The following is a 25,494-nucleotide window of genomic DNA, read 5'->3' on the forward strand; positions in this document are numbered from 1 at the left end:
CCCCGGTGCGAGGGGCGGTTCGCCGTGGAGCGGCTTACACAGGGTCTTCGGGACCCCCTCGCGATCGGATTGCGAAATGTTGCGAATTCGGCCGCGCGCAGGTGTTGTCAAGCATGAAAAAGCCTGATGAGAAGCTCGTAAATATTCTTGAGAATGTTTTTGAACCGCACCGCCGCATGCTGCTTCGCCTCGGGGTGGCCGGGTAACGGTTTGCCCATATCTGTTCCGCCACGCGTGTGCGCTCGCGTGGGCGCGCGCGAGAGGTAGGCAATGATGGATGCCATGGTGATCGACGGTTTCGACCTTCCCGACGACGGGGTGGAGAACGCCGACCACGTCGGGAGTCTCCTGCTGCGCGTGGCCGATGGCGATCGGGCGGCCTTCGCGGAGCTCTACGACTCACTGTCCGCTCGCGCCTTCGGCCTGATCCTGCGCGTGCTCGTCGACCGCTCGCAGAGCGAGGAAGTGCTTCAAGAAGTCTTCTTGGAGATCTGGCAATCCGCCGGGCGCTTCACTCCGAACAAGGGACAGGGAAGATCGTGGGTTCTCACGATCGCTCACCGTCGAGCGGTGGACCGCGTGCGGTCATCGCAGTCGAGTGTCGATCGAGACGTGCGCGCGGGGTTCCGGGATATGGACGTCGCGTACGACGCCGTCTCCGAGAAAGTCGAACTGAAGATGGAAGGGCGGCGCGTCGTCGATGCACTGGCGGCGCTCCCGGACGCTCAGAAGGAAGCACTCACGCTCGCTTATTTCGGCGGGTACAGCCAAAGTGAGATCGCGACCCTGGTCGGGGCGCCGCTCGGTACGGTCAAGACACGAATGCGTGACGGATTGTCGCGGTTGAGAATCGAGATGGGGGTGGACAAGTGAACGAGAGGGATTTCGCCGACCTCGCCGTCGGACACGCGCTCAATGCGCTCTCCGAGGCAGATGAACGCGCGTACCAGGAGGCTTTGGCGGGCAACCCGCATTGGGACCGCCACGTCCGCGATGCAGCCGACGCCGTCGCCGCCATCAGCGCCTCCGTCGAACCCGTCGAGCCCCCGCCCTCCGTGCGGGCCTCGCTGTTCGCGCGTATCTCCGAACTGCCGCAGGCGTCGGCCGGCGTCGCGACCCTTCCTGCCTCATCATCCGCCGACGAAGACTACGCCGCCGCTGGTGTGACGCCGATCGAGCCGGAGCGCGAGACGGCGTCGACCGGTGTGTCTGCGGCATCCGGTTGGGGACCCCGCCGGTGGTTCACCCTCGCGGCTTCGTTCGCGGCCGTCCTCGTTCTGGGCTTCGGGGCCGTCACGGTCAGCCAGCTGGTCTCACCGCCGGCCTCCGTCGTCGCTCTGAGGTCGATCGAGCAGGCCCCCGACGCCCAGTCGGCGTCGACCACCCTCCCCGACGGAACGGTGGCGACCGCGCACTGGTCGCCGTCGACCGGGCAGAGCGTGCTCGTCACCGACGGGATGCCGGCCCTCGCCGCCGACAAGACCTACGAGCTGTGGTTCGTCCGCGGCGACACCCCGATCGCGGCCGGGACTTTCGAGCCCGACGAGGCGGGGAAGGCTACGGCGGTCCTCCAGGGAGAGATGCACGCGGGAGACGTCATCGCGGTGACGATCGAGCCCGCCGGCGGGTCGCCCGACGGGACACCGAGCACCGCCCCCGTCGTGGTCGTCGCCACGGCTTGATTCTTTGTGCCTCCTCGGCCGCTCGCGGGGACAGGCGAGCGGCCCGGGGGAGCAGATCGACGCTCTAGCCTGGATGGATGAGCGATTCCCCCCGCGAGTTCCACAAGCCGGTTCGGCGTCCCGCCGAGCTGTTCGATCGTCTCTTCTCCGCGGAGGATCCGGCCGAGGTATCGCGGGTTGCGCACAGCACGGCGCAGGCGCTGCTGTCGCGAGTGCGGGCCGATCCGAGCGTCGACGTGGTCGAGCGTCTCATCGCCTTCACCGACGACCACGGCATCGACGACATCGCCGAGCTGTGGTCGCGCTCGCCCGCCCGATCGCTGCCCGGGGCGCTCTGGCGGCTCTACCTGCTGCAGCTGATGATCCACGATGACGCGGCGACGGCAGCTCTGCTCTACGAACGCGGACGTGGGGAAATCACGACGGTGGATGCCGTGGTCGCCGGCGCCCCCGCCCCCGCGGGCCCCGAAGAACTCGTGCGGTTGATCGACACCATTCTGCGTGGGCTCTTCGAAGGGGACTTCGCCGTCGCCCTCGACCGCGCAGCGGCGTTCTGCCGTGTGCAGGCCGCGGGTTCGACACACCTGGCCGACGACTACGAGAACACCGAATCGGAGCGGGCCTCGGCATTGACGACGCGGGCTCTGCGCCTCGCCACCTACGCGGAAGACCTCTCGGCATCCGCCGCTCTCTGGCGCCGTGACGCGCTGACCTGAGCGGAAAAGATAAGTGCCGGACCGCAGAACGCCTCTCGGCGCATGGCCGCTCATAGCGGCAGAAGATGGAGCCCGGGGTTACTGCGGCCCGGCTATAGGAGTGTAACAAGACCCGCCTGCGGACATTCCCTTCCGCGGCCCCGTTGACAAGGCTCGGGCGTGTCGGTCGTGCGGCGTAGGCTCGCCCCATGGCTTGGCGCTTCGCTCTCGTGATCGACCCCGTGGCATCCGACGTGGAGCGCAACGACTACGCCGACACCCTGCGGGAGATCGATCCCGACGGCCCCGCTCTCGGTGTGGGCGAGCTGAGCGCACAGCGCGGTGACGGGATCTTCGAGAGCCTCGGCGTCGTCGACGGGCACGTTCAGGAGGTCGAACCCCACCTCGCGCGTCTGGTGCACTCGGCTGCGCTCTGCGACCTCCCCGTGCCGAACCTCGCGCAGTGGCGCGTAGCGATCCAGCGCGCCGCGCGCGCCGCGGGCGAGGGCGAGAACGTCATGAAACTGCTCCTCAGCCGCGGTGTCGAGCACGGGCCCGCCCCGACCGCCTGGGTGACGCTCGCCGACGCCCCCGACAACGATCGCGCACGCTCCGAGGGAGTCCGCGTCGCGACGCTCGACCGCGGCTACGCCCTCGAAGTGCCCGCTCGCGCTCCCTGGCTCCTGCTCGGGGCGAAGACGCTGTCGTACGCGGTCAACATGGCCGCGATCCGTGAGGCGAAGCGACGCGGTGCCGACGACGCCGTGTTCGTCACGAGCGACGGTTATGTGCTCGAGGCGCCCACGGCATCCGTCGTCCTGCGCTTCGGGGATCGTTTCGTCACGCCGGAGCCGCAGGCCGGCATCCTGCATGGGACGACGCAGCTCAGCCTGTTCGCCTTCCTCGAGGGCCGCGGCTTCGCCACGACGTACGAGACGGTGCCGGCCGAAGATCTGACGAGAGCGGATGCCGCGTGGCTCCTCTCGAGCGTCCGGCTCGCGGCCCCGATCCGTTCCGTCGACGGCATCGAGGTGGCGCTCGACCGCGCGTTCACCGACGAGCTGAACGCGTACCTGCTCAGCCCGCGCGACTGAGGGCTCGAGAGAACGACGAAGGCCCCGCCGGAGCGGGGCCTTCGCATGAGAGCTGGTTATCCGAAGCGGCCGGAGACGTAGTCCTCGGTCGCCTGGACACTCGGTGCCGTGAAGATCGACGCGGTGTCGTTGTACTCGATGAGCTTGCCCGGCTTGCCGGTGCCCGCGATGTTGAAGAAGGCCGTCTTGTCGCTGACGCGCGAGGCCTGCTGCATGTTGTGGGTCACGATGACGATCGTGTACTCGCTCTTGAGTTCGCCGATGAGCTCCTCGATCGCGAAGGTCGAGATCGGGTCGAGCGCCGAGCAGGGCTCGTCCATCAGCAGCACGTCGGGTGAGACGGCGATCGCGCGCGCGATGCACAGACGCTGCTGCTGACCGCCCGAGAGGCCGCCGCCGGGCTTGTCGAGGCGGTCCTTGACCTCGTTCCACAGGTTCGCGCCCCGCAGCGACTTCTCGACGAGGGCGTCGGCGTCGCTCTTGGCCATGCGCTTGTCGTTGAGCTTGGCACCGGCCAACACGTTCTCTCGGATCGACATGGTCGGGAACGGGTTCGGGCGCTGGAACACCATGCCCACGTGGCGGCGCACGAGCACGGGGTCGACGCCGGGGCCGTAGAGGTCGTCGCCGTCGATGAGAACGCGTCCCTCGACGCGCCCGCCGGGAATGACCTCGTGCATGCGGTTGAGAGTGCGCAGGAACGTGGACTTGCCACAGCCCGACGGCCCGATGAACGCGGTGACCGAGCGCGGCTCGATGTCGATCGAGACGCCCTCGACCGCGAGGAAGTCGCTGTAGTAGACGTTGAGGTCCTGGACCTCGATGCTCTTGGACACGAGTGTGTGCCTTTCTGGGCTCAGCGCGCCTTGGGCGCGAACACCGCCGCCACGATACGGGCGATCAGGTTGAAGATGACGACGAGGACGACGAGAAGGAAGGCCGCACCCCAGGCGTTCGCCTGCGACGCGTCGATGTCCTGCCCCGGGAAGCTGTACGCGGTGTACGCCATGACGGGCAGGGTCTGCATGGGGCCCTCGAACGGGTTGGCGTTGAAGTTGTCGGTGAAGCTCGCGGCGATGAAGATCGGTGCGGTTTCCCCGACCACGCGGGCGACGGCCAGGACGACACCGGTGATGATCCCCGATGCCGCGGTGCGCAGCACGACCTTGATGATCGTCGCCGAGCGGGGCACGCCGAGAGCGAGCGAGGCTTCGCGCAGGTCGGCGGGGACCAGACGCAGCATCTCCTCCGTGGAGCGGATGACGATCGGGATCATGAGCACGCACAGGGCGATGGATGCCGAGAACCCGCTGAACGCCTTCGGTCCGACGACCAGGCTGAACAGAGAGAACGCGAACAGACCCGCGACGATCGAGGGGATGCCGGTCATCACGTCGACGAGGAAGGTGATCGCGCGGCGCAGCGGGTTGTTCGGCTGCGCGTACTCGACGAGGTAGACCGCCGCGAGGACGCCGATCGGCACCGAGATGAGGGCTGCGATCCCCGTGATGATGAGCGTGCCCGTTATGGCCTGCCAGGCGCCGGCAGTGGCGACGACCTCGAGCGTGTCGGGGTTGAACGCGGTGCCGCCGACCTGCGTGACGAAGTTCCAGTTGACGACCGCCAGGCCCTTGGACACCACGGTCCACAGTGTCGAGACGAGCGGGGCGACCGCGAGCAGGAACGCGACGGTCACGAGGCCGCGCACGACCCGGTCCACGGCCTTGCGGCGGTTCTCGACGATCGAGGAGCCGACTCCGATGGCGATCAGGTAGAGCACCGCGGACAGGACGAGCCACGCCGCGAGGTTGAATCCCCCGAGCAGGAACTGGACTCCGGCCACGACGATCGCGACCCCGAGGAGGAGCGCGGGCTCGATGAAGCGGGGGAGCTGGCCGCTGGTCAGCGCCAGGGGAGAGGAGGACGAGGGGGCCGTGACGGTCATGAGCGCTTGCCCTTCTTGCGACCCTTCGCACCGGGACCGGTGGCCCCGATGATGTAGCGAGCGAGCATGTTCACCGCGAGCGACACGACGAACAGCATGAGACCGGTGCCGATGAGCGCCGAGCGCTGCAGGTCGGTGGCGATCGGGAAGTTCAGCGCGATGTTGGCCGCGATGGTCTGCGAGTTGTAGCCGTCGGTGAGCAGCAGCACCGAGTAGATGAGGCTGGGCGAGACGATGAGCGCGATGGCCATGGTCTCGCCGAGCGCGCGGCCGAGGCCCAGGAGCGTGGCCGAGACCATACCGCTGCGTGCGTAGGGGAACACCGCGAGACGGATCATCTCCCAGCGTGTCGCGCCGAGGGCGAGGGCAGCCTCTTCGTGCAGACGCGGGGTCTGCAGGAAGATTTCGCGGGTGATGGAGGTGACGATCGGGAGGATCATCACGGCGAGCACGACGCCACCGGTGAACATCGTCGAGCCGGTGGTGGACACGGGGCCCTGGAAGAGCGGGATCCAGCCGAGGTACTGGTTGAGGAACTCCCCGACCGGTACGAGCAGGGGGCGCATGACGATGATGCCCCACAGGCCGAAGACGATCGAGGGGACCGCGGCCAGCAGATCGACGATGTAGCCGAGGAAGCCGGCGATGCGACGGGGCGCGTAGTGCGAGATGAACAGCGCGATCCCGATGGCGACCGGGGTGCCGATGACCATGGCGATGAGGGCGGCCCAGATGCTGCCGAAGAGCAGCGGACCGACGTACTCCCAGAAGTTCGTCCAGCTGCCGTTCTGGTACCCGGCGAGATCGCCCTCGGTCCAGTTGCCGGTGATGGCGGGGATTCCGCGGATGATCAGGAAGATCGCGACCCCGGCGAGGATGATCATGATCGACACGGCGGCCGTGGTCGACAGCCCCAGGAAGACGGAGTCTCCGACGCGGCGCTTGCCGACGATCGACGTCCGCGGCGGGGGAGGGGAAGACGGGGCGGTCTCTGTGTCTGCGACGGTGTCAGTCACGGGGGATCTCACGCTCGGCACGGGTCATGGGTTCTCCTCGGTCGGGTGTTCTCTGAGGATGTCGGCTCAGCGGAGCATTCGACGGTGTCGACCGCTCCGATCAGCCCGGCCCGACCCGCACGCGAGGTGCGGGCCGGGCCGAGTCCGAAGAGATGTTTACTTGATCGACGCGAGGGTTTCGGCAGCAGCCGAGAGCACCGAGTCGGGCAGCGGCGCGGAGCCGGCGTTCTTGGCAGCGACCTGCTGGCCGAGCGTGCTGGTGACGAAGCCGAGGTACGACTTGACGAGCTCGGACTGCTTCGCGTCCTTGAACGTGGTGCAGGCGATCGCGTACGACACGAGCGGGATCGGGTAGGTCTCAGCCGTGAGCTTCGAGTAGTCGAACTTCTTCGACAGGTCGCCCGCGACGCCGTTGCTGGCGTCGACCGCGGCAGCGGCGAAGGTCGCCGTGACGGCCTCGGGGCTGTAAGCGATGGCGGTGCCGTCCTGGATGATCGACGCGGCGTTCAGGCTGCCGATGGCGGAGTGGTCGGCGTAGCCGATGGTGCCGGTGCCGGCCTTGACGGCCTCGACGACGCCCGAGCCGCCCTTCTGCTTCGACACGTTGCCCTCGATCGGCCAGTCCTTGCCCGCGGGCTTGGTCCAGACCGACGACTGCGTCGCGGCGAGGTAGTTGGTGAAGTTCTGCGTCGTGCCCGAGCCGTCCGAACGGGCGACGGTGGTGATGGCGCCGGCGGCGAGGGCCGTTCCGTTGTCCTTCGTGATGGCCGGGTCCGACCAGTCGGTGATCTGCAGGGCGAAGATCTTCGCGATCGTCTCACCCGAGAGCTTCAGGCTGGTCACGCCGGGGATGTTGAAGATGATCGCGACACCGTCGAGGTAGACGGGGATGTTGACGCCGCCGTCGGTGCAGAGGGCCTTGGACTGGGCCGTCTGGTCGGCGTTCAGCGGCGAGTCGGAGCCGGCGAAGTCGTACGCGCCGCTCAGGAAGTTGGTGACGCCACCGCCGGAGCCCTGCGACTTGTCGTAGTTGATCGTGACGCCCTTGGCCTGAGCGTTGTAGGCGCTCGTCCATGCGGCCTGCGCGTTCGCCTGGGCGCTCGAGCCACCGGCCGTGATCGTGCCCGAGAGGTTCGGGTCGACGGTGAACGCGACGTCGGACGAGGTCGACGTGGGGGTCGAGCCCGCGGCGTCGCCGGAGCCCGAGGTGCCGGCGCAGCCGGCGAGTGTCAGAGAGGCCACGGCGGCCACGGTGCCCAGCTGGGCGAGTCGGGAGAGCTTCACGGTGTGAATCCTTCGCATGTCGGGAACAGGAACCCGGTGCAGGGTTCGTCGTGAACGGTAAACAGCGACGGAGAACAGACTGCGTTGCACGGGTGAACGGGAGGTGAACCGGGGCGGCCGTCCCGGGGTGTTTTCCTGGGGGTTGTACTGTTCACCTCCGTGACGACCTCCGCTTTCGAAGCTCAGGCCCCGCTGGACCGGACGGGGGCTGCGCCGCCCGCGCGCACTCTCATCGACATCCTGACCGACGTCGCCGCTCGGCATCCCGAAGCCTCCGCGATCGACGACGGGTCGGGTGCCCTCAGCTACCGCGAGCTGCTGGCGCGTGTATGGCGGACGGCAGCGGCTCTGCATGACGCCGGAGTGCGACGGGGTGACCGGGTGGGCGTGCGCATGCCGTCCGGTTCCAAGGAGCTGTACGTGTCGATACTCGCGGTCATGGCGGCGGGCGCCGCCTACGTGCCGGTGGATGCCGACGATCCCGACGAGCGCGCCCGCCTGGTGTTCGGCGAGGCCGGGGTGCGCGGCATCGTCGCGGGGGAGGGCGAGTTCGTGGCGACCGAGGGCGACCTCGTTCGTCTGTACGACGGAGACGCTCCGCATCCGGGCACGAACGCCGTGCCGATCGTCGCCCCGCCCACGGCCGACGACGACGCGTGGATCATCTTCACCTCGGGTTCGACCGGCGTCCCCAAGGGCGTCGCGGTCTCGCACCGCTCGGCGGCTGCCTTCGTCGAAGCGGAGGGGCGCGTCTTCCTGCAGAGCGAACCGCTCGGACCGGGGGACCGTGTGCTGGCCGGGCTCTCTGTGGCCTTCGACGCCTCGTGCGAGGAGATGTGGCTCGCCTGGGGTCACGGTGCGTGTCTCGTGCCGGCTCCCCGTTCTCTCGTGCGGTCGGGCGAAGACCTCGCGCCCTGGCTGCTCCGCCAGGGGATCACGGTCGTGTCGACCGTGCCGACGCTCGCGGCGATGTGGCCGGCGGACTCGATCGAGAACGTGCGCCTGCTGATCTTCGGCGGAGAGGCGTGCCCGCCCGAGCTCGCCGCGCGCCTGGTGGCCGAGGGACGCGAGGTCTGGAACACGTACGGACCGACCGAGGCGACGGTCGTGGCGTGCGCGGCTCCGCTCGATGGCTCGCTGCCCGTGCGCATCGGTCTGCCCCTCGACGGCTGGTCTCTCGCGGTGGTGGATGCCGAGGGACTCCCCGTGGCGGAGGGAGAGGTGGGCGAACTGATCATCGGCGGCGTCGGTCTTGCCCGTTATCTCGACCCGGCGAAGGACGCCGAGAAGTACGCATCCATGCCGACTCTCGGGTGGGAGCGGGCCTATCGCTCGGGCGATCTCGTGCGCTTCGAGCCCGAGGGTCTGGTGTTCCAGGGGCGCGCGGACGACCAGGTCAAGGTCGGCGGCAGGCGCATCGAGCTCGGTGAGGTGGAGTCGGCCCTGCAGGACCTTCGCGGTGTCAGCGCCGCCACGGTCGCCGTCCGCACCACCGAGGCGGGCGTCCCGGTGCTGGTCGGCTACCTCGTGATGGAAGAGGGCGTCGAACTCGACCGCGCCGCCGCTCGCGCCGCTCTCGCAGAGCGCCTCCCCGCCGCGACCATCCCGCTTCTGGGTGTGGTCGACGCTCTTCCCGTGCGCACCTCGGGCAAGGTGGACCGGGCGGCTTTGCCGTGGCCGCTCCCCGGTGTCGAGGCGCCCGCCCCCACCGACTTCTCCCTCGATGAAACCTGGCTGGCCGAGCAGTGGCAGGCCGTCCTGGGCCTGCCGGTCACCGAGCGCAAGGCGGACTTCTTCGATCTGGGCGGCGGGTCGCTCGCGGCGGCCCAGCTCGTCTCGCGCATCCGTGCACGCGTGCCCGAGTTCTCGGTCGCCGACATCTACGACGTGCCCCGACTGGGGGCGATGGCCAAGGCGCTCGGACCCCAGCTCGCCGACGAGACCCCCGCCGAGTTCCACCGCGCCGAACCGACGCCGCGCACGACCCAGTGGGCGCAGACGCTACTCGGTGTGCCGCTCTTCGTCCTCTCGGGGGTGCGGTGGCTGCTCTACCTGCTGACCGCCTCGGCGATCCTGCGGCTCGTCCCCGGCTTCGACGTCCTGCCGACGGTGCCGTGGCCGGCTCTCGTGGTCGGCCTCGTCGTCTTCGCGACGCCGTTCGGACGCATGGCGATCGCCGTGGCATCCGCTCGCCTCCTGCTCGCGGGCCTGCGCCCGGGCGACTATCCGCGCGGAGGGTGGGTGCACATCCGCCTGTGGCTCGCCGAGCAGATCGCCGACCAGGTGGATGCCGTGGGTCTCGCGGGCGCCCCCTGGGTGTCGTACTACGCCCGCGCTCTCGGCGCGCGAATCGGTCGCAACGTCGACCTGCACGCGCTGCCGCCGGTGACGGGAATGCTCGTCGTCGGCGACGGAGCCTCGGTCGAACCCGAGGTGGATCTGACCGGGTACTGGATCGACGGCGACCTCGTGCGCATCGGCGAGGTGCGCATCGGGGCGGAAGCCACCGTGGGCGCCCGTTCGACGCTCGCTCCCGGAACGCGCATCGGTCGTCGCGCCGAGATCGCGCCGGGATCCGCGGTCTTCGGCCGCGTCAAGGCCGACCAGTCGTGGGCCGGGTCTCCGGCCGTGCGCGTGGGCGGCACGGCGAAGGGCTGGCCGACCGAGCGCCCGGCGTCGCCCACCCGCTGGCTCTGGGCATACGCCGCGTCGGCGGTCGTCCTGGCGCTGCTGCCGCTCGCGTCGTTCACCGTCGGTGGGCTCGTCGTCGCGCAGGGGATGCGCGGCGCGAGCGATCTCGCCGAGGCAGCCGCGGGGGCCTTCGCCTGGCTCGTTCCCGGCGTCGCGGTCACGGGCCTGGTGTTCGCGGCATCCGTGGTCCTTCTCGTGCGCGTCATGTCGATCGCGCTCATCGAGGGGACGCACCCCGTGCGCAGTCGCGTCGCCTGGCAGGCGTGGACGATCGAAAGACTCCTGGATGCCGCCCGCACGGTGCTCTTCCCGTTGTACTCGTCACTGTTCACCCCCGTATGGCTGCGCCTGCTCGGTGCGCGCGTGGGCCGCGACGTCGAGGCGTCGACGGTGCTGCTCATCCCGTCGATGACGCGGATCGAGGACGGGGCGTTCCTCGCCGACGACACCATGGTGGCCTCCTACGAGCTGCGAGCCGGCTGGCTGCGGATCGGGCCGGTGCGCATCGGCAGGCGCGCGTTCCTCGGCAACTCCGGCATGGCCGCTCCCGGACACCGCGTTCCGCGCGATGGGCTGGTCGCCGTGCTGTCGGCCGCGCCGCTCAAGGCCAAGGCGGGCTCGTCGTGGCTCGGCTCACCCGCGGTGCGCCTGCGCCGGAGGTCGGCGGAGGGCGATGAGTCGCGCACCTACCGGCCGACGTCGGCGCTGCGTCTCGCGCGAACCCTCTGGGAGCTGTGCCGCTTCGTGCCGGTGGTCGTGACGTGTGCGCTCGGTCTCGGCGTGATCTTCGCACTCGCTGCACTGTGGCAAGGCCTGGGCCCGGTGTGGACGCTGTTGCTCTCGGGCATCGTGCTGCTCGCGGCGGGCGCCGTGGCGGCCGGCGTGTCGACGGCGGCGAAGTGGGCGATCGTCGGCGTCATCCGCGCGGGGGAGCAGCCGCTGTGGTCGAGCTTCGTGTGGCGCACGGAGGTGTCGGACACCTTCACCGAGATGGTCGCCGCCCCGTGGTTCGCGCGCGCGGCGGCGGGCACGCCGGCGCTCGCCGTGTGGCTGCGCACTCTCGGGGCGAAGATCGGGCGCGGGGTGTGGTGTGACAGCTACTGGCTGCCCGAACCCGACCTGGTCACTCTGGGGGATGCGTCAACCGTCAACCGCGGATGCGTCGTTCAGACGCATCTGTTCCATGATCGAATCATGAGTATGGATACCGTCGAGCTGGAGCCGGGGTCGACCCTCGGTCCGCACAGCGTCGTCCTTCCCGCCTCGACGCTCGGCGCGCATGCGACCGTGGGCCCCGCGTCGCTCGTGATGCGCGGGGAGACGGTACCGGTCGGCTCGCGGTGGAGCGGCAATCCCATCGGTCCGTGGCGTGCGGTGAAGGTGCGCGCCTACCAGTCGACGACGTGAGCGTGGTCGACCGGTACGCCCCGCAGAGCGGCGACCTGTCGTACGACGTCGAGTCGTACGACCTCGTGATCGGTTACCGCGTGCGCACCAATCGCCTCGAAGGCGTCGCGACGATCGTCGCTGTCGCCCGCGAGGCGGTCTCGTCGTTCGCCCTCGACATCGTCGGCCTCCGCACCTCGCGCGTGCGCGTCGACGGTGCGAGCGCCCGGTTCTCGGCCGGTCCCCGCGTCCTCCGCGTCACCCTGCCGCGCGCGCTCGCCGCGGGTGATCGTTTCGAGGTCGAGGTGGCCTACGCGGGAGCCCCAGCTCCTCGCCGTTCCCGGTGGGGAACCCTCGGGTGGGAGGAACTGACCGACGGCGCCCTCGTCGCCGGCCAGCCGACCGGCGCGCCGACCTGGTTCCCCTGCAACGACCGCCCGGACAACCGCGCGCGTATGCGGCTCGAGATCACGGTCGACGAGGGATACGTGGCGGCGGCCACGGGGGTCGCCGGTCCGAGCGTGCGGCGAGGTGGTCGGGTGACGACCACCTTCGTCTCCGACGTCCCCACGGCCACGTATCTCGCGGCCGTGCACGTGGGGCGCTATCGCACGCGCCAGCTCGAGGGCACCGGTGACTCGCTCGTGCCCGCGGTCACGGTCACGGCCCCTCCGGGACTCAGTGCGGCCGTCGATCGGGCGTTCGCGACGGTGCCCGGCATGCTGCGGGCCTTCGATCGGTTCTTCGGGCCCTACCCCCAGCAGGCGTGCACGCTCGTGGTGACCGCCGACGAGCTGGAGATCCCGCTCGAGGCCCAGGGGTTGGCGGTCTTCGGCATGAACCACCTGGTTCCCGCGGCGCAGCGCCTCGTGGCGCACGAGCTGGCGCACCAGTGGTTCGGCAACAGCGTCGGCATCGCCCGGTGGAGCGACATCTGGCTCAACGAGGGCTTCGCCTGCTACGCCGAATGGTTGTGGTCGGAGACTTCGGGTGGCGCGTCCGTCGAGTCGTGCGTCGCAGACTTCTACGCCCGTCTCGCCGCCAAACCCCGCGATCTTCTTCTCGTCGATCCGGGCCCCGACGACATGTTCGACGACCGCGTCTACAAGCGCGGCGCCCTGACCCTGCACGCTCTTCGGCGCACGCTCGGCGACGACGCGTTCTTCGAGCTCCTGCGATCGTGGACGGCGGAGCATCGGCACGCTCTCGTGACCACCGACGATTTCCGCGCCGCGGTCGAACACGCCGGGGGAGCGGATGCCGCGGCGGTGCTGTCACGGTGGATCGACGACGTGGCTCTGCCGGCGCGACCCTGACGGTCGAACCGCAGCGCCATCGCGACTCGCGGGACCGGACCGATGGCCTCGGCCGGCGGAGCCACCGGGCAGAGCATCGGGCGGTTTCGGCGCACCCACCCACGGCGCCTCACACCGAGACGTCGTCCGCGCGCGCCTCCACGGCCACCGCGAGCACGACGCCGTCGGGACCGTCGAGGTCCCATCCGCGCCAACGCCGTTCGCGCGCACCCGCCTCGCCGTCGTCCCCTGCCTCAGCGCTGTCGGACGAGGGCGACCGCACCCGGGCCGACCACCGCGCACCGTTCAGGGTCACCTCCACGCACCGCGGATCCACGCCGAGCCCTCGGCCGTCCGCCTTGAGGACGGCCTCCACCCGCGCCCACGCCCGTGCCTGCTCGCCCCCGGTCGCACGGTGCCCCGCCTCCGCCCGCGCGGCGCTCGTCTCGAAGACGGCCGGCCGGTCGGACACCACGGGGGGAAGGACCCGCTCCAAGCCGGCCGCGTTCCCGGGCACCGCATCCACACCGACACTCTCGTGCCCCGACGCCGTGGCCACGACGGCCCAGCCCCCGGCGTACGACACCGAGGCCGCGGCATCCGCCCCCTCCACGCGCACGCGGCCGTGGTCCGCACCGCACGCGGGGCAGCGCGACGTGAACCGCGCCCCCGGCAGCAGCTCGGCGAGCAGTGCACGCGAGACGTCCCGGCGCTTCGAGCCCGCGGGAACCTCGCGCCACGCGACACGGATGCCGGCGGGAAGCGTCACACCTTCGGCTCGTGCGTCTCGATGGCCACGATGCCGGCACCGGGATGCTCGACCGGAATGTGCACGACCGAGAACGCGGCGGGCTCGAGCGCCGAAGCACTGCCCAGGTAGGAACCGCCCATGGTCCCGGTCGCGAGCGCGAGCTCGTGCAGGATGTCGGGGAGCACCGGCCGATGGCTCGACACGACCACCGGTTTGCGGGCGCGCACCCGCTCGCCGATGAGGGTGCGCGAGTCGGCGCGTCCCTCTTCCCACGCGTCCTGACTGACCGCGTCGGTCAGGTGGATGCGCTGGCCCAGGGCCTGGGCGAGGGGTGTCGCCGTCCGAATGCATCGCTCCGCCGGGCTCGAGTACACCCGCCGCACGCCGAACGCGAGCAGGGGCCCGACGATCGCCTCGGCTTGGCGGCGACCGCGCGGGGTCAGCGGCCGCACGCTGTCGGAGCCGTCCCATTCCTCACGCGCGCGTGCTCTCGCGTGGCGCAGCACGACGATCGGGAAGGTCGGCAGGGCCCCTTCGTCGACGATCCGCGTGAACTCGTCGAGGATCTCGATGTCGACGGGATAGGAGAGGTTCTTGCGTGCCTTCTTCAGGCTCACCCACTCGATCGCCGCGACCTCTTTGTTGGGGACGAACGTCGAGCTGCGCACGGCGGCGTCCGTCGCCTCCGCCGCCCAGTAGTGCACGATCTTGGTGCGTGAGCTCGGCATCCGGTATCTCGAGACGCCCACGGGCACCCCGAGCGAGACCCGGATGCCGGTCTCCTCGCGGATCTCGCGCACGGCGGTCTCGGCGAGCGTTTCGCCGGGGTCGACCTTTCCCTTCGGGAGGGTGAGGTCCCGGTACTTCGTACGGTGGATGAGCAGAACGCGGAGCTTGCCCTCCACGAAGCGCCACACGACGCCGCCGGCCGCGTAGACGGCCGTCTCGGGTTCGGCCTTCGTCACCGCGCCGTCCGGGCCCGGCGCTTGCGCTGCACGAGCGCCATGGTGTGCTCCTGCAGATCGATGAGAGGCGCACCGGACTCGTCGACGCTGTGCCGCGTCCACTCTCCCTCCGAGCCGAGGTGCCACGAGCTCGTGCCGTCGTCCATCGCGAGGGTGAACAGCGTCGTGAGCTCTTGCACCTGAGCCGGGTCGACCACGCGCACGAGCGCCTCGACGCGGCGGTCGAGGTTGCGGTGCATCATGTCGGCGCTTCCGATGAAGACCTGCGGGTCGCCGTCGTTCTCGAAGGTGAAGATGCGCGAATGCTCGAGGTAGCGACCGAGGATCGATCGCACCGTGATGTTCTCGCTCATTCCGGGGACGCCCGGCTTGATCGAACAGATTCCGCGCACCCATACCTCGACGGGAACACCGGCCTGGCTCGCGCGGTACAGCGCGTCGATGATCTCCTCGTCGACCATCGAGTTGACCTTGATCCGCACGCCGGAGGGCTTGCCCTCGAGCGCGTTGCGGCGCTCCTTGTCGATGTGACGCAGCAGCCCCTTGCGCAGGTGCAGGGGAGCCACGAGAAGACGCTTGAACTTCTTCTCGATCGCGTAGCCGCTGAGCTCGTTGAACAGGCGCGTGAGGTCGCGGCCCACCTGGTCGTCGACGGTGAACAGCCCGAAGTCTTCGTAGATGCGGCTCGTCTTGGGGTTGTAGTTGCCCGTGCCGACATGGCTGTAGTGGCGCAGGCGACCCTCTTCTTCGCGGATGACGAGCGCGAGCTTGCAGTGGGTCTTGAGCCCCACCAGACCGTAGACGACGTGGACGCCGGCCTTCTCGAGCTTGCGGGCCCAGACGATGTTGTTGGCCTCGTCGAAGCGCGCCTTGACCTCGACGAGCGCGAGGACCTGTTTGCCGGCCTCGGCTGCGTCGATGAGCGCCTGCACGATGGGGCTGTCGCCCGACGTGCGGTACAGCGTCTGCTTGATGGCGAGCACGTGCGGGTCGCGGGCGGCCTGCTCGAGGAAGGCCTGCACGCTCGTCGCGAACGACTCGTACGGGTGGTGCACCAGCACGTCGCCCTTGCGGATCGCACCGAACAGGTCGGCGCGTCCGTTCTGCTCGGGCGGCTGGAAGGCCAGCGCCGTCTTGGGCACGTGCGGCGGGTAACGCAGGTCGGGGCGGTCGATGCGCGACAGGTCGAACAGGCCGCGCAGGTCGAGGGATCCCGGCAGCCGGTAGACCTCCTGCTCGGTGATGTCGAGTTCGCTCAGCAGCAGCGAACGCGTGACGTCATCCATGTCCTCGGTGATCTCGAGGCGGATGGGGGGACCGAAACGACGACGCAGGAGCTCGGCCTCGAGCGCCTGGATGAGGTTCTCGGTCTCGTCCTCTTCGATCGTCATGTCCTCGTTGCGCGTCAGACGGAACGCGTGGTGGTCGAGGACCTCCATCCCCGGGAACAGATCGCCCAGGTGGTTCGAGATGAGTTCCTCGAGCGGCAGGTAGCGCACGCCGGGTCCGTCCCCGCCGATCTCGACGAAGCGCGGGAGCATCGGCGGCACTTTGAGACGCGCGAACTCCTGGCGGCCGGTGCGAGCGTTGCGGATGCGGATCGCGAGGTTGAGCGAGAGCCCCGAGATGTAGGGGAACGGGTGCGCCGGGTCGACGGCGAGCGGCATGAGCACCGGGAAGACGTTCCGCTGGAAGTACTCGGTCAGGCGCGCGGCGGTGTCCTCGTCGAGCGACCCCCACGACACGACCTCGATGCCGGCTTCGGCGAGAGCGGGACGCACCTTCTCGGTCCACGCGGCGGCGTGACGCAGTTGCAGGCGGTGAGCCTCGGCCGAGATGTCGGCGAGCACGTCGAGCGGGGCGCGGCCCACGTTGGTGGGAACGGCGAGCCCCGTGACGATGCGGCGCTTGAGGCCCGCCACCCGCACCATGAAGAACTCGTCGAGGTTGCTGGCGAAGATGGCGAGGAAGTTCGCCCGCTCCAGGACCGGGACCGTGGGGTCCTCGGCGAGCTCGAGCACACGCTGATTGAACGACAGCCAGCTGATCTCACGGTCGAGGTAGCGGTGGTCGGGCAACTGGTCGTCTTGGGCCTCTACGGCCTCGTCGAAGTCGTCGTCGTCGGCGTCGCCGAGGCCGGCATCGAGCGAGTCGTGTTCCATCATTCCCACATCATTGCAGGGGTCGGTGACACGGGGGTGAACACGCGGTGCGTGCGACCTTATGCGGAGGGGGATGCCGCGGCGGGGGCGTCGTCTTCGTAGACGTTGAACCGGTAGCCGACGTTGCGCACGGTGCCGATGAGCTGCTCGAGATCGCCGAGCTTGGCGCGGAGGCGTCGAACGTGCACGTCGACCGTGCGGGTGCCGCCGAAGTAGTCGTAGCCCCAGACCTCGCTGAGCAACTGCTCGCGGGTGAACACGCGCGACGGGTGCGTGGCGAAGAAGTGCAGGAGCTGGAACTCCTTGTAGGTGAGGTCGAGGGGCTTGCCGTGCACCTTGGCCGAGTACGACGACTCGTCGATCGTGATGCCGGAGGTCTGGATACGCGTCGACACCTGGTCTGCGGCCCGTCGCCCCATCGCGAGGCGGATGCGCGCGTCGATCTCGGCGGGACCGGCACCGACGAGGACGACGTCGTCGATGCCCCAGTCCGTCGAGACGGCGGTGAGACCGCCCTCGGTCACGATGAGCACCAGGGGCGCCTCGACGCCGGTGGTCGTGAGGATCTTGCTGAGCGACTTGGCCCCGACCAGGTCGAAGCGGGCGTCGACGAAGATGACGTCGGCACTGGGGGCGTTCACCAGCTGCGCGGCCTCGGCGGGTATTTGCCGCACCCGGTGGCTCAGCAGTTCGAGCGCAGGCAGAGCAGCCCCGCCGCCCGGGGCGGAGCTGAGTACAAGAAGCTGAGCCAAGAGGACCTCCCGTGCGGCGTGCCGCGCACCCGATCATCTTAGGGTGACGCGCGGAGCCGCTCGACACCGGCGCTGCGCGTGCGCGCCAAGGGGGTCGTGAGTGATGATGGGGTCATGTCCACGCCTGACCTCGCGCCGCGTCGCACATTCGGCGGCATCGTCGCCGTGTGGGTGCTGGCCGCGGTGGCCGGAGTGCTCATCGGCCTGTTCGCTCCGGAGCACTGGCGCGCCCAGTGGATCACCGTCGCTCTGGGAGGCTGCATCATCGTGGCGTTCGCCGTGCAGCTCTGGTACGGCCGCTCACAGGCGTTCATCCAGCGCATGGCGTTGAGCAGCCTCGGGGCGATGGTGGTGCTGGGCATCATCACGGCCGGGTTCGGACTCGCGGCGCTGGTGTCGGGCTAGGATTGGGCTATGGACCTTTTCGCGCTCGAAGCGTTCTTCGTGGGACTTCTCGGCCTCGCCTCGCTGGCGATCGCCTTCGTGTCCGGAACGGTCATCTGGAACCTCTACCGCGGCCAGCGCTGAGCGCGTCGTGATCGAGATCCCGACCGATCTTCCGGCCGACCTCGTCCCGCTCTCGTGGCTGGTGGGCGTCTGGGAGGGCACCGGCGTCATCGACTACGAGGTCGATGGCCGGTCCTTCTCGGGCGAGTTCGCCCACCGCGTCAGCTTCAGCCATGACGGCGGGGGATTCCTCAACTACTCCGCCGATGCGTGGCTGATCGAGGGTGACGGGCGGCGCCCCCTCGTCTCCGAGATCGGCTACTGGCGTCTCGCACGACCCGTCGGCGACGCCGACGCCGGCCCCGGGCTCCTCCCCGCGACGGCCGAGCCCGTCACCCGTACGGCCGACGACGTCGAAGCCCTGCGCAACGCCCAGGGCGGCTTCGACATCGAGGTGAGCCTGGCGCACGCCGATGGCATCCTGGAGCTCTATGTCGGGCAGGTGAAGGGGCCGCGCATCGATCTCGCGACCGATGCCGTCGTCCGTACCGCCGGTGCGAAGACCTACACGGCGGCTACCCGCCTCTACGGGCTCGTCGACAACCACCTTCTCTGGGCATGGGACATCGCGGCCCTCGGTCGCGAGCTGGGCTCGCACGCCTCGGCTCGACTGGCCCGGGCAGAGTGACCATGTCATCCCTCTCCGCCGTCCCCGGTGCGGTGATCGACGATCGCGGGCTGCGCCACGTCGGCTCTCCCGTGGCGGAGCAGCGCCGCTTGGCATCCGGATCCGCTCTCGCGCCCCTCGGCGACCGCCGCGTCATCACGGTCTCGGGTGAAGACCGCCTCAGCTGGCTCGACTCGCTGTCGTCGCAGGCCCTCACGCACCTCGCGCCCGGCGTCTCGACCGAGTTCCTCATCCTCGACCCCCAGGGACGCGTCGAGCACGCCGCCTCGGTGGTCGACGACGGCGAGACCGCGTGGCTTCTCGTCGATGCGTCGGATGCCGCGGCCCTCGCCGCGTGGCTGACGCGTATGCGATTCCGCCTGCGCGTGGTGGTCGTCGACCGCTCCGACGAGCTTTTCGTGCTCGGCGGAACGCGCGAGGCAGTGGGGGTCCTCTCGTCCGTCGCTCCGGTGTGGGTCGACCCGTGGCCGGACGTCTCGCCGGGTGGGTGGGCCTACGCCCGCGTCGACCCGCACCCGGGTGCCGACCGCGACTGGGCCGAGGCGATCGTGGATGCCGCGGAGTTCGAGCGCGTGATCGCGTCGGCCGTGAGCGGAGAGACGGCCTTGGCCGGTCTCGACGCGGTCGAAGCCCTGCGTATCGCGGCGTGGCGTCCTCGCGTGGCCGTCGATGCCGATGAGCGACTGCTCCCGCACGAGATGGACTGGCTCCGCACGGCGGTGCACCTGTCGAAGGGCTGCTACCGCGGCCAGGAGACGGTGGCGAAGGTCCACAACCTCGGTCACCCTCCGCGCCGCGTCGTTGCCCTCCAGCTCGACGGCAGCGACAACGTCCTCCCCGTCCGCGGAGACGCCGTACGCGCGGGGGATACCGTGATCGGCGCCATCACCTCGGTGGCCGTCCACCACGAAGAGGGGCCGATCGCCCTCGCCCTCGTCAAGCGCACCGCTCCCGAGGGCGAGCCGCTCATCGTCGACACCGCCGACGGACCGCTGGCCGCGGCGGCCGAGACCGTCGTTCCCGCCGACGCGGGTGCCACAGCCGCCATTCCCCGTCTGCCGCGCCTCGGGCGCCGCCGCGCCGCGGAATGACCCCCGACGACTCCTCGACGACCGTCGGGGTCGTCGTCGCCGGTCCGCGCTGGCGCTCCACCGTCGGGCGCCGGGTCAACCGCGTGCGCGAGTCGCTGCCGGCGATCGCGCAGATCGTCGTCGCCGCGACCGCGGCGTACGCTTTCGCGCACTTCGTGCTGGGGCACTCGGTCCCTCTGCTCGCGGCGACGGTCACGGTGTCGAGCCTCGGGCTGGTGCGCGACGCGCGCCCGTGGCGGGTCGCCGAGACGGTCATGGGCATGCTCGTCGGCATCCTCATCGCCGAGGTCGTCCTGCTCGTCGCCGGGGCCGGATGGTGGCAGATCGCGCTCGCGATGACGGTGACCCTCGTCGTGGCCCGGTTCCTGTCGCCCCAGCCGGGCTTCGCGCTCGCGGCGGTCGTCCAGTCGCTCATCGCCCTGGTGCTGGTGTCGGGTGTGCCGTTCCTGCGCCTCGTGGACGGGGCGATCGGCGGCGTCGCCGCGCTCATCGTGACCGCGCTGATCCCGCGCACCCTCCGCCGCACCGAGCTGCGCGACGCCGACGAGCTGTTCGACGCGCTGGATGCCGCCATGGACACTATCGTGCGGGCGCTGCGCAGGGGCGATCGCGCACGCGCCGAGCGCGGTCTGGAACGCGCGCGCTCGCTGCAGACCTACGTCGACGCGTGGAGCGGGTCGCTCGAGTCGGGCCGCGAGGTCGCGCGCATCTCGCCGTTCCTGCGCCGCCAGCGCACCGAGCTCGATCGCCACGAACGGGTCCGCGGTGCCCTCGACCTCACCACGCGCAACCTTCGCGTGGTCGCCCGGCGCGCCGCCTACCTGTGCGCGGACGGCGAGAGCCGACCCGTCCCCGCCGATCTGCTGGCCGAGCTTGCCCGGGGCGCGGGCCTCGTCCGCGACAGCCTCGACGACATCTCGCTCGAGCCCGTCGCCCGAGAAGCCGTCGGAGCAGTCGCGCGACGACTCGATCCCGCGGTTCTGCTGCCCGAGGGGCGCGTGGGCGAGCTCAATCTCGTCGCGGCCCTGCGTCCGCTGGCGGTCGACCTGCTCGTCGCGGCCGGAATGCCCTCCGCCGAGGCCCGGGCGCTTCTTCCGCGCGTCTGACGCTCAGCTCGGAGCGACTGCCTCCCACGCCACGCCCACTTCGCCGAGCCGCCACCTCTCGCGGCGCAGCAGGGGCCACCCCGCGTCGGCCAGGGCGAGCATCGCCGTGCGCCACCGGTGGACCGGCCCGAACGGGGCGACCGCCGCGGCTCGGGCCCACTCGCGATCGAGCGAGGTCACGAACTCATGCACGCGTTCTCCCTCGACGTTGCGGTGGATCAGGGCCTTCGGCAGGCGCTCGGCGGCGATCGCGGGGGAATCGAGCTCGGCGAGACGCAGCGAGATGGTGAGACTGCGGGCCACGGCATCCGCTCCCACCTCCGCCCAGGTCGCGACGCGGCCGATCTCGTCGCAGGTTCCCTCGACCAGGATGCCGTCGGGCTGCAGTCGCGCGCACATGCGGCCCCAGGCGTCGGCGACGTCGCCCTCGTCGTATTGGCGGAGCACGTTCATGGCTCGGATGATCGCGGGGCGACGAGATGCCGGCAGGGGGACTTCGAAGCCCCCGCGTGCGAAAGATACGCCCTCGACCCCGGCGGACTGTTCGCGGGCCCGAGCGACGCGGTCGGGGTCGATCTCGAGGCCGAGGACCTCGGCGTCCGGTCTCTGGCTGCGAAGCCGGGCGAGGAGTTCGAGGGGTGTCACCGCACTCGCTCCGAAGCCGAGGTCGACCACGAGCGGGTCGTCGGCACGACGGAGGACCGGGTGCCGAGCGATCCAGCGGTCGATACGACGAAGGCGATTGACCCCGGTCGTGCCGCGGGTGGGACGGCCGACGGGGGAGGGGGTCACTCGAACATCTTGTCAGGCCGTCCAGCCCCGGCCCGCGGCCCTCACCTCGATAGCATGGAGTCATGCCTCACACGCTGATCCTCCTCCGCCACGGGCAGAGCGAGTGGAACAAGACCAACCAGTTCACCGGCTGGGTCGACGTGCGACTCACCGACCAGGGCAAGGCCGAGGCGAAGCGCGGCGGCGAGCTGCTCGCCGAGTCCGGTGTCCTTCCCGACGTGCTGCACACCTCGGTGCTCAGCCGCGCGATCCAGACGGCCAACATCGCCCTCGATGCCGCCGATCGCCTCTGGATCCCGGTCAAGCGGTCGTGGCGCCTCAATGAGCGTCATTACGGCGCTCTGCAGGGCAAGGACAAGGCGCAGACCCTCGAGGAGTTCGGTAACGAGCAGTTCATGCTCTGGCGTCGTTCGTTCGACGTTCCGCCGCCGGCCCTGCCCGCCGACGACCAGTACAGCCAGGTCGGCGACCCCCGTTACGACGGGATCGACGGCGAGGTGCCCGACACCGAGTCCCTGAAGATCGTCATCGACCGCATGCTGCCCTACTGGCACAGCGACATCGTCCCCGACCTGCAGGCCGGCAAGACCGTGCTCGTCACGGCGCACGGCAACTCGCTGCGCGGTCTCGTGAAGCATCTCGAGGGCATCAGCGACGCCGACATCGCCGAGCTGAACATCCCGACCGGCATCCCGCTGGTCTACCGCCTCGACGACGACCTCAAGCCCCTCGGCCCGGGCGAGTACCTCGACCCCGAGGCCGCGGCCGCCGGCGCCGCCGCCGTCGCCGCCCAGGGCAACAAGCACTGACGCCGAACAGAAAGAGGGGGTGGATGCCGGTCGGCATCCACCCCCTCTTCTCGCGTTCCGCGGTCAGATGACCGGGCTCGGTTCGTGGGTGGATTCGTCGTCGGCGCCGGCCCAGTCACCGGTCGCGAGGTAGATGACCTTCTTGGCGACGGACACCGCGTGGTCGGCGAAGCGCTCGTGGTAACGGCTGGCCAGAGTCGCGTCGACCGTCGCCGTCGCCTCACCCTTCCAGGAGTCGCCGAGCACCTTCTCGAAGACGCTGACGTGCAGTTCGTCGATGTCGTCGTCGGCGTCGCGGATGGCTTCGGCGAGCCGAAGGTCCTGCGTGCGCAGCAGCTCGGCGAGCTTGCGCGATACCTCGACGTCGAGCTCGCCCATGCGGGTGAAGGTGCTCTTCAAGCCCTTGGGGATCGCGCGCTCGGGGAAGCGCGAGCGCGCGAGCTGTGCGATGTGCTCGGCCATGTCGCCCATGCGCTCGAGTGAAGCGCTCACCCGGAGCGCGGTGACGACGATACGCAGGTCGCGCGCCACGGGCTGCTGGCGGGCGAGGATCTCGATCGCGAGCTCGTCGAGTTCGAAGGCCTTCTCGTCGATGATGGCATCGGCTTCGATGACCTCTTCGGCGAGGGAGACGTCGCTGGTGCCGAACGCGCGGGTGGCGCGGTCGATCGCAACGGTCACGAGGTCGGCGATCTCGACCAGTCGGCTCTGAACGTCCTCGAGGGACTGGTGGAATACTTCGCGCATGGGCGGGTACCTTCCTCGTCGGCGGCACGGCACATAGGTGTCCCGCAACCCTGGGGGATTCTTCCCAGCGAAGGTTAACGAGTGGTGCTGTGACAGTGAATAGTAGCCTCTACGGCGGCTCTCACGGGGGTGAACGGCCGGTGACGCTCAAGGGGCGCCTCTACTGTGGAGGCATGCAACAACCGCAGCTCGTGCTGCTCGCGCTCCTGGCTGGACTCCTCGTCGGAGCGGCGGTCGTCGGCCTCGTGGTCGCGGCACTGCGTGCCCGTGACCGCTCCCTCGCGCAGACCTCCGCCGAGGTGCCCGAGGGCGTGGAGGCCATGCTGGGGGCGATGGACGACCCCGCTTTCGTGTGCGACACCTCGTCGACGGTGCTGGCGCTCTCGCCGGCCGCCGAGGTCTTCGGCGTCCAGGCCGGCGAGGTGATCGCGAGCGAAGAACTCAAGCGTGTGGCTCGCGTGGCGCGCGACACCGGCTCGGGCATCGCCGAGAACCTGCGCTTGCGGCGCGGCGCCGCTCCCGCCGAGCCGCGGCTGGTCGCCGTGCGCGCCACTCCCATCTCGGGTCGTCTGACCCTCGTCGTACTGCGCGACATCACCGAGCACGAGCGCGTGGAGGAGATGCGTCGCGATTTCGTGGCGAACACGAGCCATGAGCTCAAGACACCCGTGGGTGCGGTGAGTCTGCTCGCCGAGGCGATCGAGTCGGCGGCCGACGATCCCGCTCAGGTGCGGCACTTCGCGTCGCGGCTCCAGGCCGAGGTCACGCGATTGGCGGCCCTGGTCAATCGCATCCTGAGCCTTTCGCGTCTGCAGGCCTCAGACGAGTTGCGCGACGTGCGCGATGTATCGATCGACGAGGTCGTCACCGCCGCGGTCGAGGGGTACGCCATCCAGGCGGATGCCGCCCAGGTCACGGTCGTCCGCGGAGGCACCAAGGGACTGTGGGTGCGCGGCGAGCCGCAGATCCTCACCGAGGCCGTGGGTAACCTCGTGGCCAATGCCATCGCGTACTCCCCGCAGGGCTCGAAGGTCGGAATCGGCGTGAAGCTCGACGACACCGTGGTCGAGATCGCGGTGACCGACCGCGGTATCGGCATCCCCGAGAGCGATCAGCACCGCGTCTTCGAGAGGTTCTACCGCGCCGACCAGGCTCGCTCGCGTCGAACCGGCGGAACCGGGCTCGGCCTCTCGATCGTCAAGCATGCCGTCCAGCGCCACGGGGGCGAGGTGCGGCTCTGGTCGCGTCCCGACCGCGGCTCGACATTCACCATCCGACTTCCGATGTCGGAGGCTCCCGATCTGGAGAGCGTCCGCCCCAAACCCCGCCGCAAGGGCCGTAAGGGCTCCGCGACGACCCCCGTACCCGCGAAGGGAGACACCGCATGACCCGCGTTCTGATCGTCGAGGACGAACCCGATCTGGCCGACCCGCTGGCCTACCTGCTGCGACGGGAGGGCTATGAGGTCGAGATCGCCGAGGACGGCGCCCTCGCCCTGGTCGCTTTCCGCGATCGCGGTGCCGACATCGTCCTGCTGGATCTCATGCTTCCCGGGATGCCCGGGACCGAGGTCTGCCGCCAGGTGCGACTGAGCTCGCAGGTTCCTATCATCATGCTCACGGCCAAGGACTCCGAGGTCGATATCGTCGTCGGTCTCGAACTCGGCGCGGACGATTACGTCACCAAGCCGTACTCGACCCGCGAGCTGTTGGCGCGAATGCGGGCTGTGCTGCGCCGCCGCGCACCGGAGGAGGCCGACCTCGACGACCGCATCCTCTCCGGCGGGCGCGTGGTGCTCGACATCGACCGGCATACTGTCGCCGTCGACGGGGGAGAGATCAACATCCCCCTCAAGGAGTTCGAACTCCTCGAGGTGCTGATGCGCAACGCCGGTCGCGTGCTCACCCGCGGACAGCTCATCGATCGCGTCTGGGGAACGGACTACTTCGGCGACACCAAGACGCTCGATGTGCACATCAAGCGCATCCGCTCGCGCATCGAGCAGAACCCGAGCGAGCCGAGCATGCTCGTCACCGTGCGAGGTCTGGGCTACCGGTTCGAAGCCTGACGGTCGCGGGAACGACGAAGGCGCCGAC

The 25,494-nt window shown here is 69.8% G+C and carries 24 protein-coding genes; 13 read left to right on the top strand and 11 right to left on the bottom strand.

Annotated elements, in window-relative coordinates; all coding sequences use genetic code 11:
- Nucleotides 1–107: 107 nt before the first annotated feature.
- On the bottom strand, nt 108–284 hold the full coding sequence (locus tag QE454_RS09145) for a hypothetical protein (RefSeq protein WP_307455973.1): 177 nt from the start codon (nt 282–284) through the stop codon (nt 108–110).
- Here QE454_RS09145 and sigK point away from each other — a divergent pair.
- From sigK to QE454_RS09165, 4 genes are all read left to right on the top strand, one after another.
- A complete protein-coding gene (sigK, locus tag QE454_RS09150; RefSeq protein WP_210073725.1) occupies nt 271–873 on the top strand; it encodes an ECF RNA polymerase sigma factor SigK in 603 nt (200 codons plus the stop codon). The genes QE454_RS09145 and sigK overlap by 14 nt on opposite strands.
- The gene (locus QE454_RS09155) at nt 870–1,682 is read left to right on the top strand and encodes an anti-sigma factor (protein ID WP_307455971.1); all 813 of its coding nucleotides are present in this window, start codon (nt 870–872) and stop codon (nt 1,680–1,682) included. The genes sigK and QE454_RS09155 overlap by 4 nt, the downstream gene beginning before the upstream one ends.
- A gap of 77 nt (nt 1,683–1,759) precedes the next feature.
- Nucleotides 1,760–2,398, top strand: a complete 639-nt coding sequence (locus QE454_RS09160) for a DNA-directed RNA polymerase subunit beta (protein ID WP_210073727.1) — start codon at nt 1,760–1,762, stop codon at nt 2,396–2,398.
- Between the two features lie 188 nt (nt 2,399–2,586).
- Entirely contained in the window at nt 2,587–3,471 is an 885-nt protein-coding gene (locus QE454_RS09165) for an aminodeoxychorismate lyase (protein ID WP_210073728.1), read from the top strand.
- Nucleotides 3,472–3,527: 56 nt separating this feature from the next.
- On the opposite strand, the gene pstB is transcribed toward QE454_RS09165, so the two are convergent.
- From pstB to QE454_RS09185, 4 genes are all read right to left on the bottom strand, one after another.
- Complete coding sequence (pstB, locus tag QE454_RS09170) at nt 3,528–4,307, bottom strand: phosphate ABC transporter ATP-binding protein PstB (RefSeq protein WP_103206156.1); 780 nt, start codon at nt 4,305–4,307, stop codon at nt 3,528–3,530.
- A 20-nt stretch (nt 4,308–4,327) separates the two neighbouring features.
- The gene (pstA, locus tag QE454_RS09175) at nt 4,328–5,416 is read right to left on the bottom strand and encodes a phosphate ABC transporter permease PstA (RefSeq protein WP_210073729.1); all 1,089 of its coding nucleotides are present in this window, start codon (nt 5,414–5,416) and stop codon (nt 4,328–4,330) included.
- Nucleotides 5,413–6,432 carry a phosphate ABC transporter permease subunit PstC gene (gene pstC, locus QE454_RS09180; RefSeq protein WP_074696616.1) on the bottom strand — a complete coding sequence of 340 codons (1,020 nt, stop codon included), beginning with the start codon at nt 6,430–6,432 and terminating at the stop codon, nt 5,413–5,415. The genes pstA and pstC overlap by 4 nt, the downstream gene beginning before the upstream one ends.
- A gap of 156 nt (nt 6,433–6,588) precedes the next feature.
- Nucleotides 6,589–7,716, bottom strand: a complete 1,128-nt coding sequence (locus QE454_RS09185) for a phosphate ABC transporter substrate-binding protein PstS (protein ID WP_210073730.1) — start codon at nt 7,714–7,716, stop codon at nt 6,589–6,591.
- Nucleotides 7,717–7,875: 159 nt separating this feature from the next.
- Between QE454_RS09185 and QE454_RS09190 the strand changes: the two genes are divergently transcribed.
- Nucleotides 7,876–11,814: a Pls/PosA family non-ribosomal peptide synthetase gene (locus QE454_RS09190; RefSeq protein ID WP_307455969.1), complete on the top strand. Its 3,939-nt coding sequence runs from the start codon at nt 7,876–7,878 to the stop codon at nt 11,812–11,814.
- Nucleotides 11,811–13,109 carry a M1 family metallopeptidase gene (locus QE454_RS09195; RefSeq protein WP_307455967.1) on the top strand — a complete coding sequence of 433 codons (1,299 nt, stop codon included), beginning with the start codon at nt 11,811–11,813 and terminating at the stop codon, nt 13,107–13,109. The genes QE454_RS09190 and QE454_RS09195 overlap by 4 nt, the downstream gene beginning before the upstream one ends.
- Nucleotides 13,110–13,218: 109 nt before the next feature.
- Here the strand turns inward: QE454_RS09195 and QE454_RS09200 are convergent, their stop codons facing one another.
- From QE454_RS09200 to QE454_RS09215, 4 genes are read right to left on the bottom strand one after another with little or no spacing between them, the layout of a single operon-like run.
- Entirely contained in the window at nt 13,219–13,857 is a 639-nt protein-coding gene (locus QE454_RS09200) for a 4'-phosphopantetheinyl transferase superfamily protein (RefSeq protein WP_210073732.1), read from the bottom strand.
- Nucleotides 13,854–14,804, bottom strand: coding sequence for an NUDIX domain-containing protein (locus QE454_RS09205; RefSeq protein WP_267787633.1), 951 nt, complete (start codon nt 14,802–14,804; stop codon nt 13,854–13,856). The genes QE454_RS09200 and QE454_RS09205 overlap by 4 nt, the downstream gene beginning before the upstream one ends.
- Entirely contained in the window at nt 14,801–16,969 is a 2,169-nt protein-coding gene (locus QE454_RS09210; RefSeq protein WP_307455962.1) for an RNA degradosome polyphosphate kinase, read from the bottom strand. Before QE454_RS09210 ends, QE454_RS09205 begins: the two co-directional genes overlap by 4 nt.
- Before the next feature lie 56 nt (nt 16,970–17,025).
- On the bottom strand, nt 17,026–17,718 hold the full coding sequence (locus QE454_RS09215) for a winged helix-turn-helix domain-containing protein (RefSeq protein ID WP_056229289.1): 693 nt from the start codon (nt 17,716–17,718) through the stop codon (nt 17,026–17,028).
- Nucleotides 17,719–17,832: 114 nt separating this feature from the next.
- On the opposite strand from QE454_RS09215, the gene QE454_RS09220 reads away from it, so the two are divergent.
- The 4 genes from QE454_RS09220 to QE454_RS09235 all read left to right on the top strand — a co-directional run bounded on the left by QE454_RS09220 (nt 17,833) and on the right by QE454_RS09235 (nt 21,050).
- The gene (locus tag QE454_RS09220; protein ID WP_267787632.1) at nt 17,833–18,123 is read left to right on the top strand and encodes a hypothetical protein; all 291 of its coding nucleotides are present in this window, start codon (nt 17,833–17,835) and stop codon (nt 18,121–18,123) included.
- A gap of 130 nt (nt 18,124–18,253) precedes the next feature.
- Nucleotides 18,254–18,853 (top strand): FABP family protein, encoded by a 600-nt coding sequence (locus QE454_RS09225; RefSeq protein ID WP_210073736.1) that lies wholly within the window; start codon nt 18,254–18,256, stop codon nt 18,851–18,853.
- A 2-nt stretch (nt 18,854–18,855) separates the two neighbouring features.
- Nucleotides 18,856–19,944, top strand: coding sequence for a folate-binding protein YgfZ (locus tag QE454_RS09230; protein WP_307455961.1), 1,089 nt, complete (start codon nt 18,856–18,858; stop codon nt 19,942–19,944).
- Nucleotides 19,941–21,050: an aromatic acid exporter family protein gene (locus tag QE454_RS09235; RefSeq protein ID WP_307455960.1), complete on the top strand. Its 1,110-nt coding sequence runs from the start codon at nt 19,941–19,943 to the stop codon at nt 21,048–21,050. Before QE454_RS09230 ends, QE454_RS09235 begins: the two co-directional genes overlap by 4 nt.
- A gap of 3 nt (nt 21,051–21,053) precedes the next feature.
- Here QE454_RS09235 and QE454_RS09240 read toward each other — a convergent pair whose 3' ends face one another.
- Nucleotides 21,054–21,842 carry a class I SAM-dependent methyltransferase gene (locus QE454_RS09240; RefSeq protein ID WP_307455958.1) on the bottom strand — a complete coding sequence of 263 codons (789 nt, stop codon included), beginning with the start codon at nt 21,840–21,842 and terminating at the stop codon, nt 21,054–21,056.
- A gap of 62 nt (nt 21,843–21,904) precedes the next feature.
- Between QE454_RS09240 and QE454_RS09245 the strand changes: the two genes are divergently transcribed.
- On the top strand, nt 21,905–22,651 hold the full coding sequence (locus QE454_RS09245) for a phosphoglyceromutase (protein ID WP_210073741.1): 747 nt from the start codon (nt 21,905–21,907) through the stop codon (nt 22,649–22,651).
- A gap of 63 nt (nt 22,652–22,714) precedes the next feature.
- On the opposite strand, the gene phoU is transcribed toward QE454_RS09245, so the two are convergent.
- On the bottom strand, nt 22,715–23,398 hold the full coding sequence (gene phoU, locus QE454_RS09250; RefSeq protein WP_210073743.1) for a phosphate signaling complex protein PhoU: 684 nt from the start codon (nt 23,396–23,398) through the stop codon (nt 22,715–22,717).
- 173 nt (nt 23,399–23,571) lie between these two features.
- Between phoU and QE454_RS09255 the strand changes: the two genes are divergently transcribed.
- Both QE454_RS09255 and QE454_RS09260 read left to right on the top strand, forming a co-directional pair.
- Nucleotides 23,572–24,786 (top strand): cell wall metabolism sensor histidine kinase WalK, encoded by a 1,215-nt coding sequence (locus tag QE454_RS09255; protein ID WP_210073745.1) that lies wholly within the window; start codon nt 23,572–23,574, stop codon nt 24,784–24,786.
- Complete coding sequence (locus tag QE454_RS09260) at nt 24,783–25,466, top strand: response regulator transcription factor (RefSeq protein WP_210073747.1); 684 nt, start codon at nt 24,783–24,785, stop codon at nt 25,464–25,466. Before QE454_RS09255 ends, QE454_RS09260 begins: the two co-directional genes overlap by 4 nt.
- The last annotated feature ends 28 nt before the right edge of the window (nt 25,467–25,494 follow it).

This window comes from Microbacterium sp. SORGH_AS_0454 (genome assembly GCF_031453395.1).
Lineage (GTDB): Bacteria > Actinomycetota > Actinomycetes > Actinomycetales > Microbacteriaceae > Microbacterium.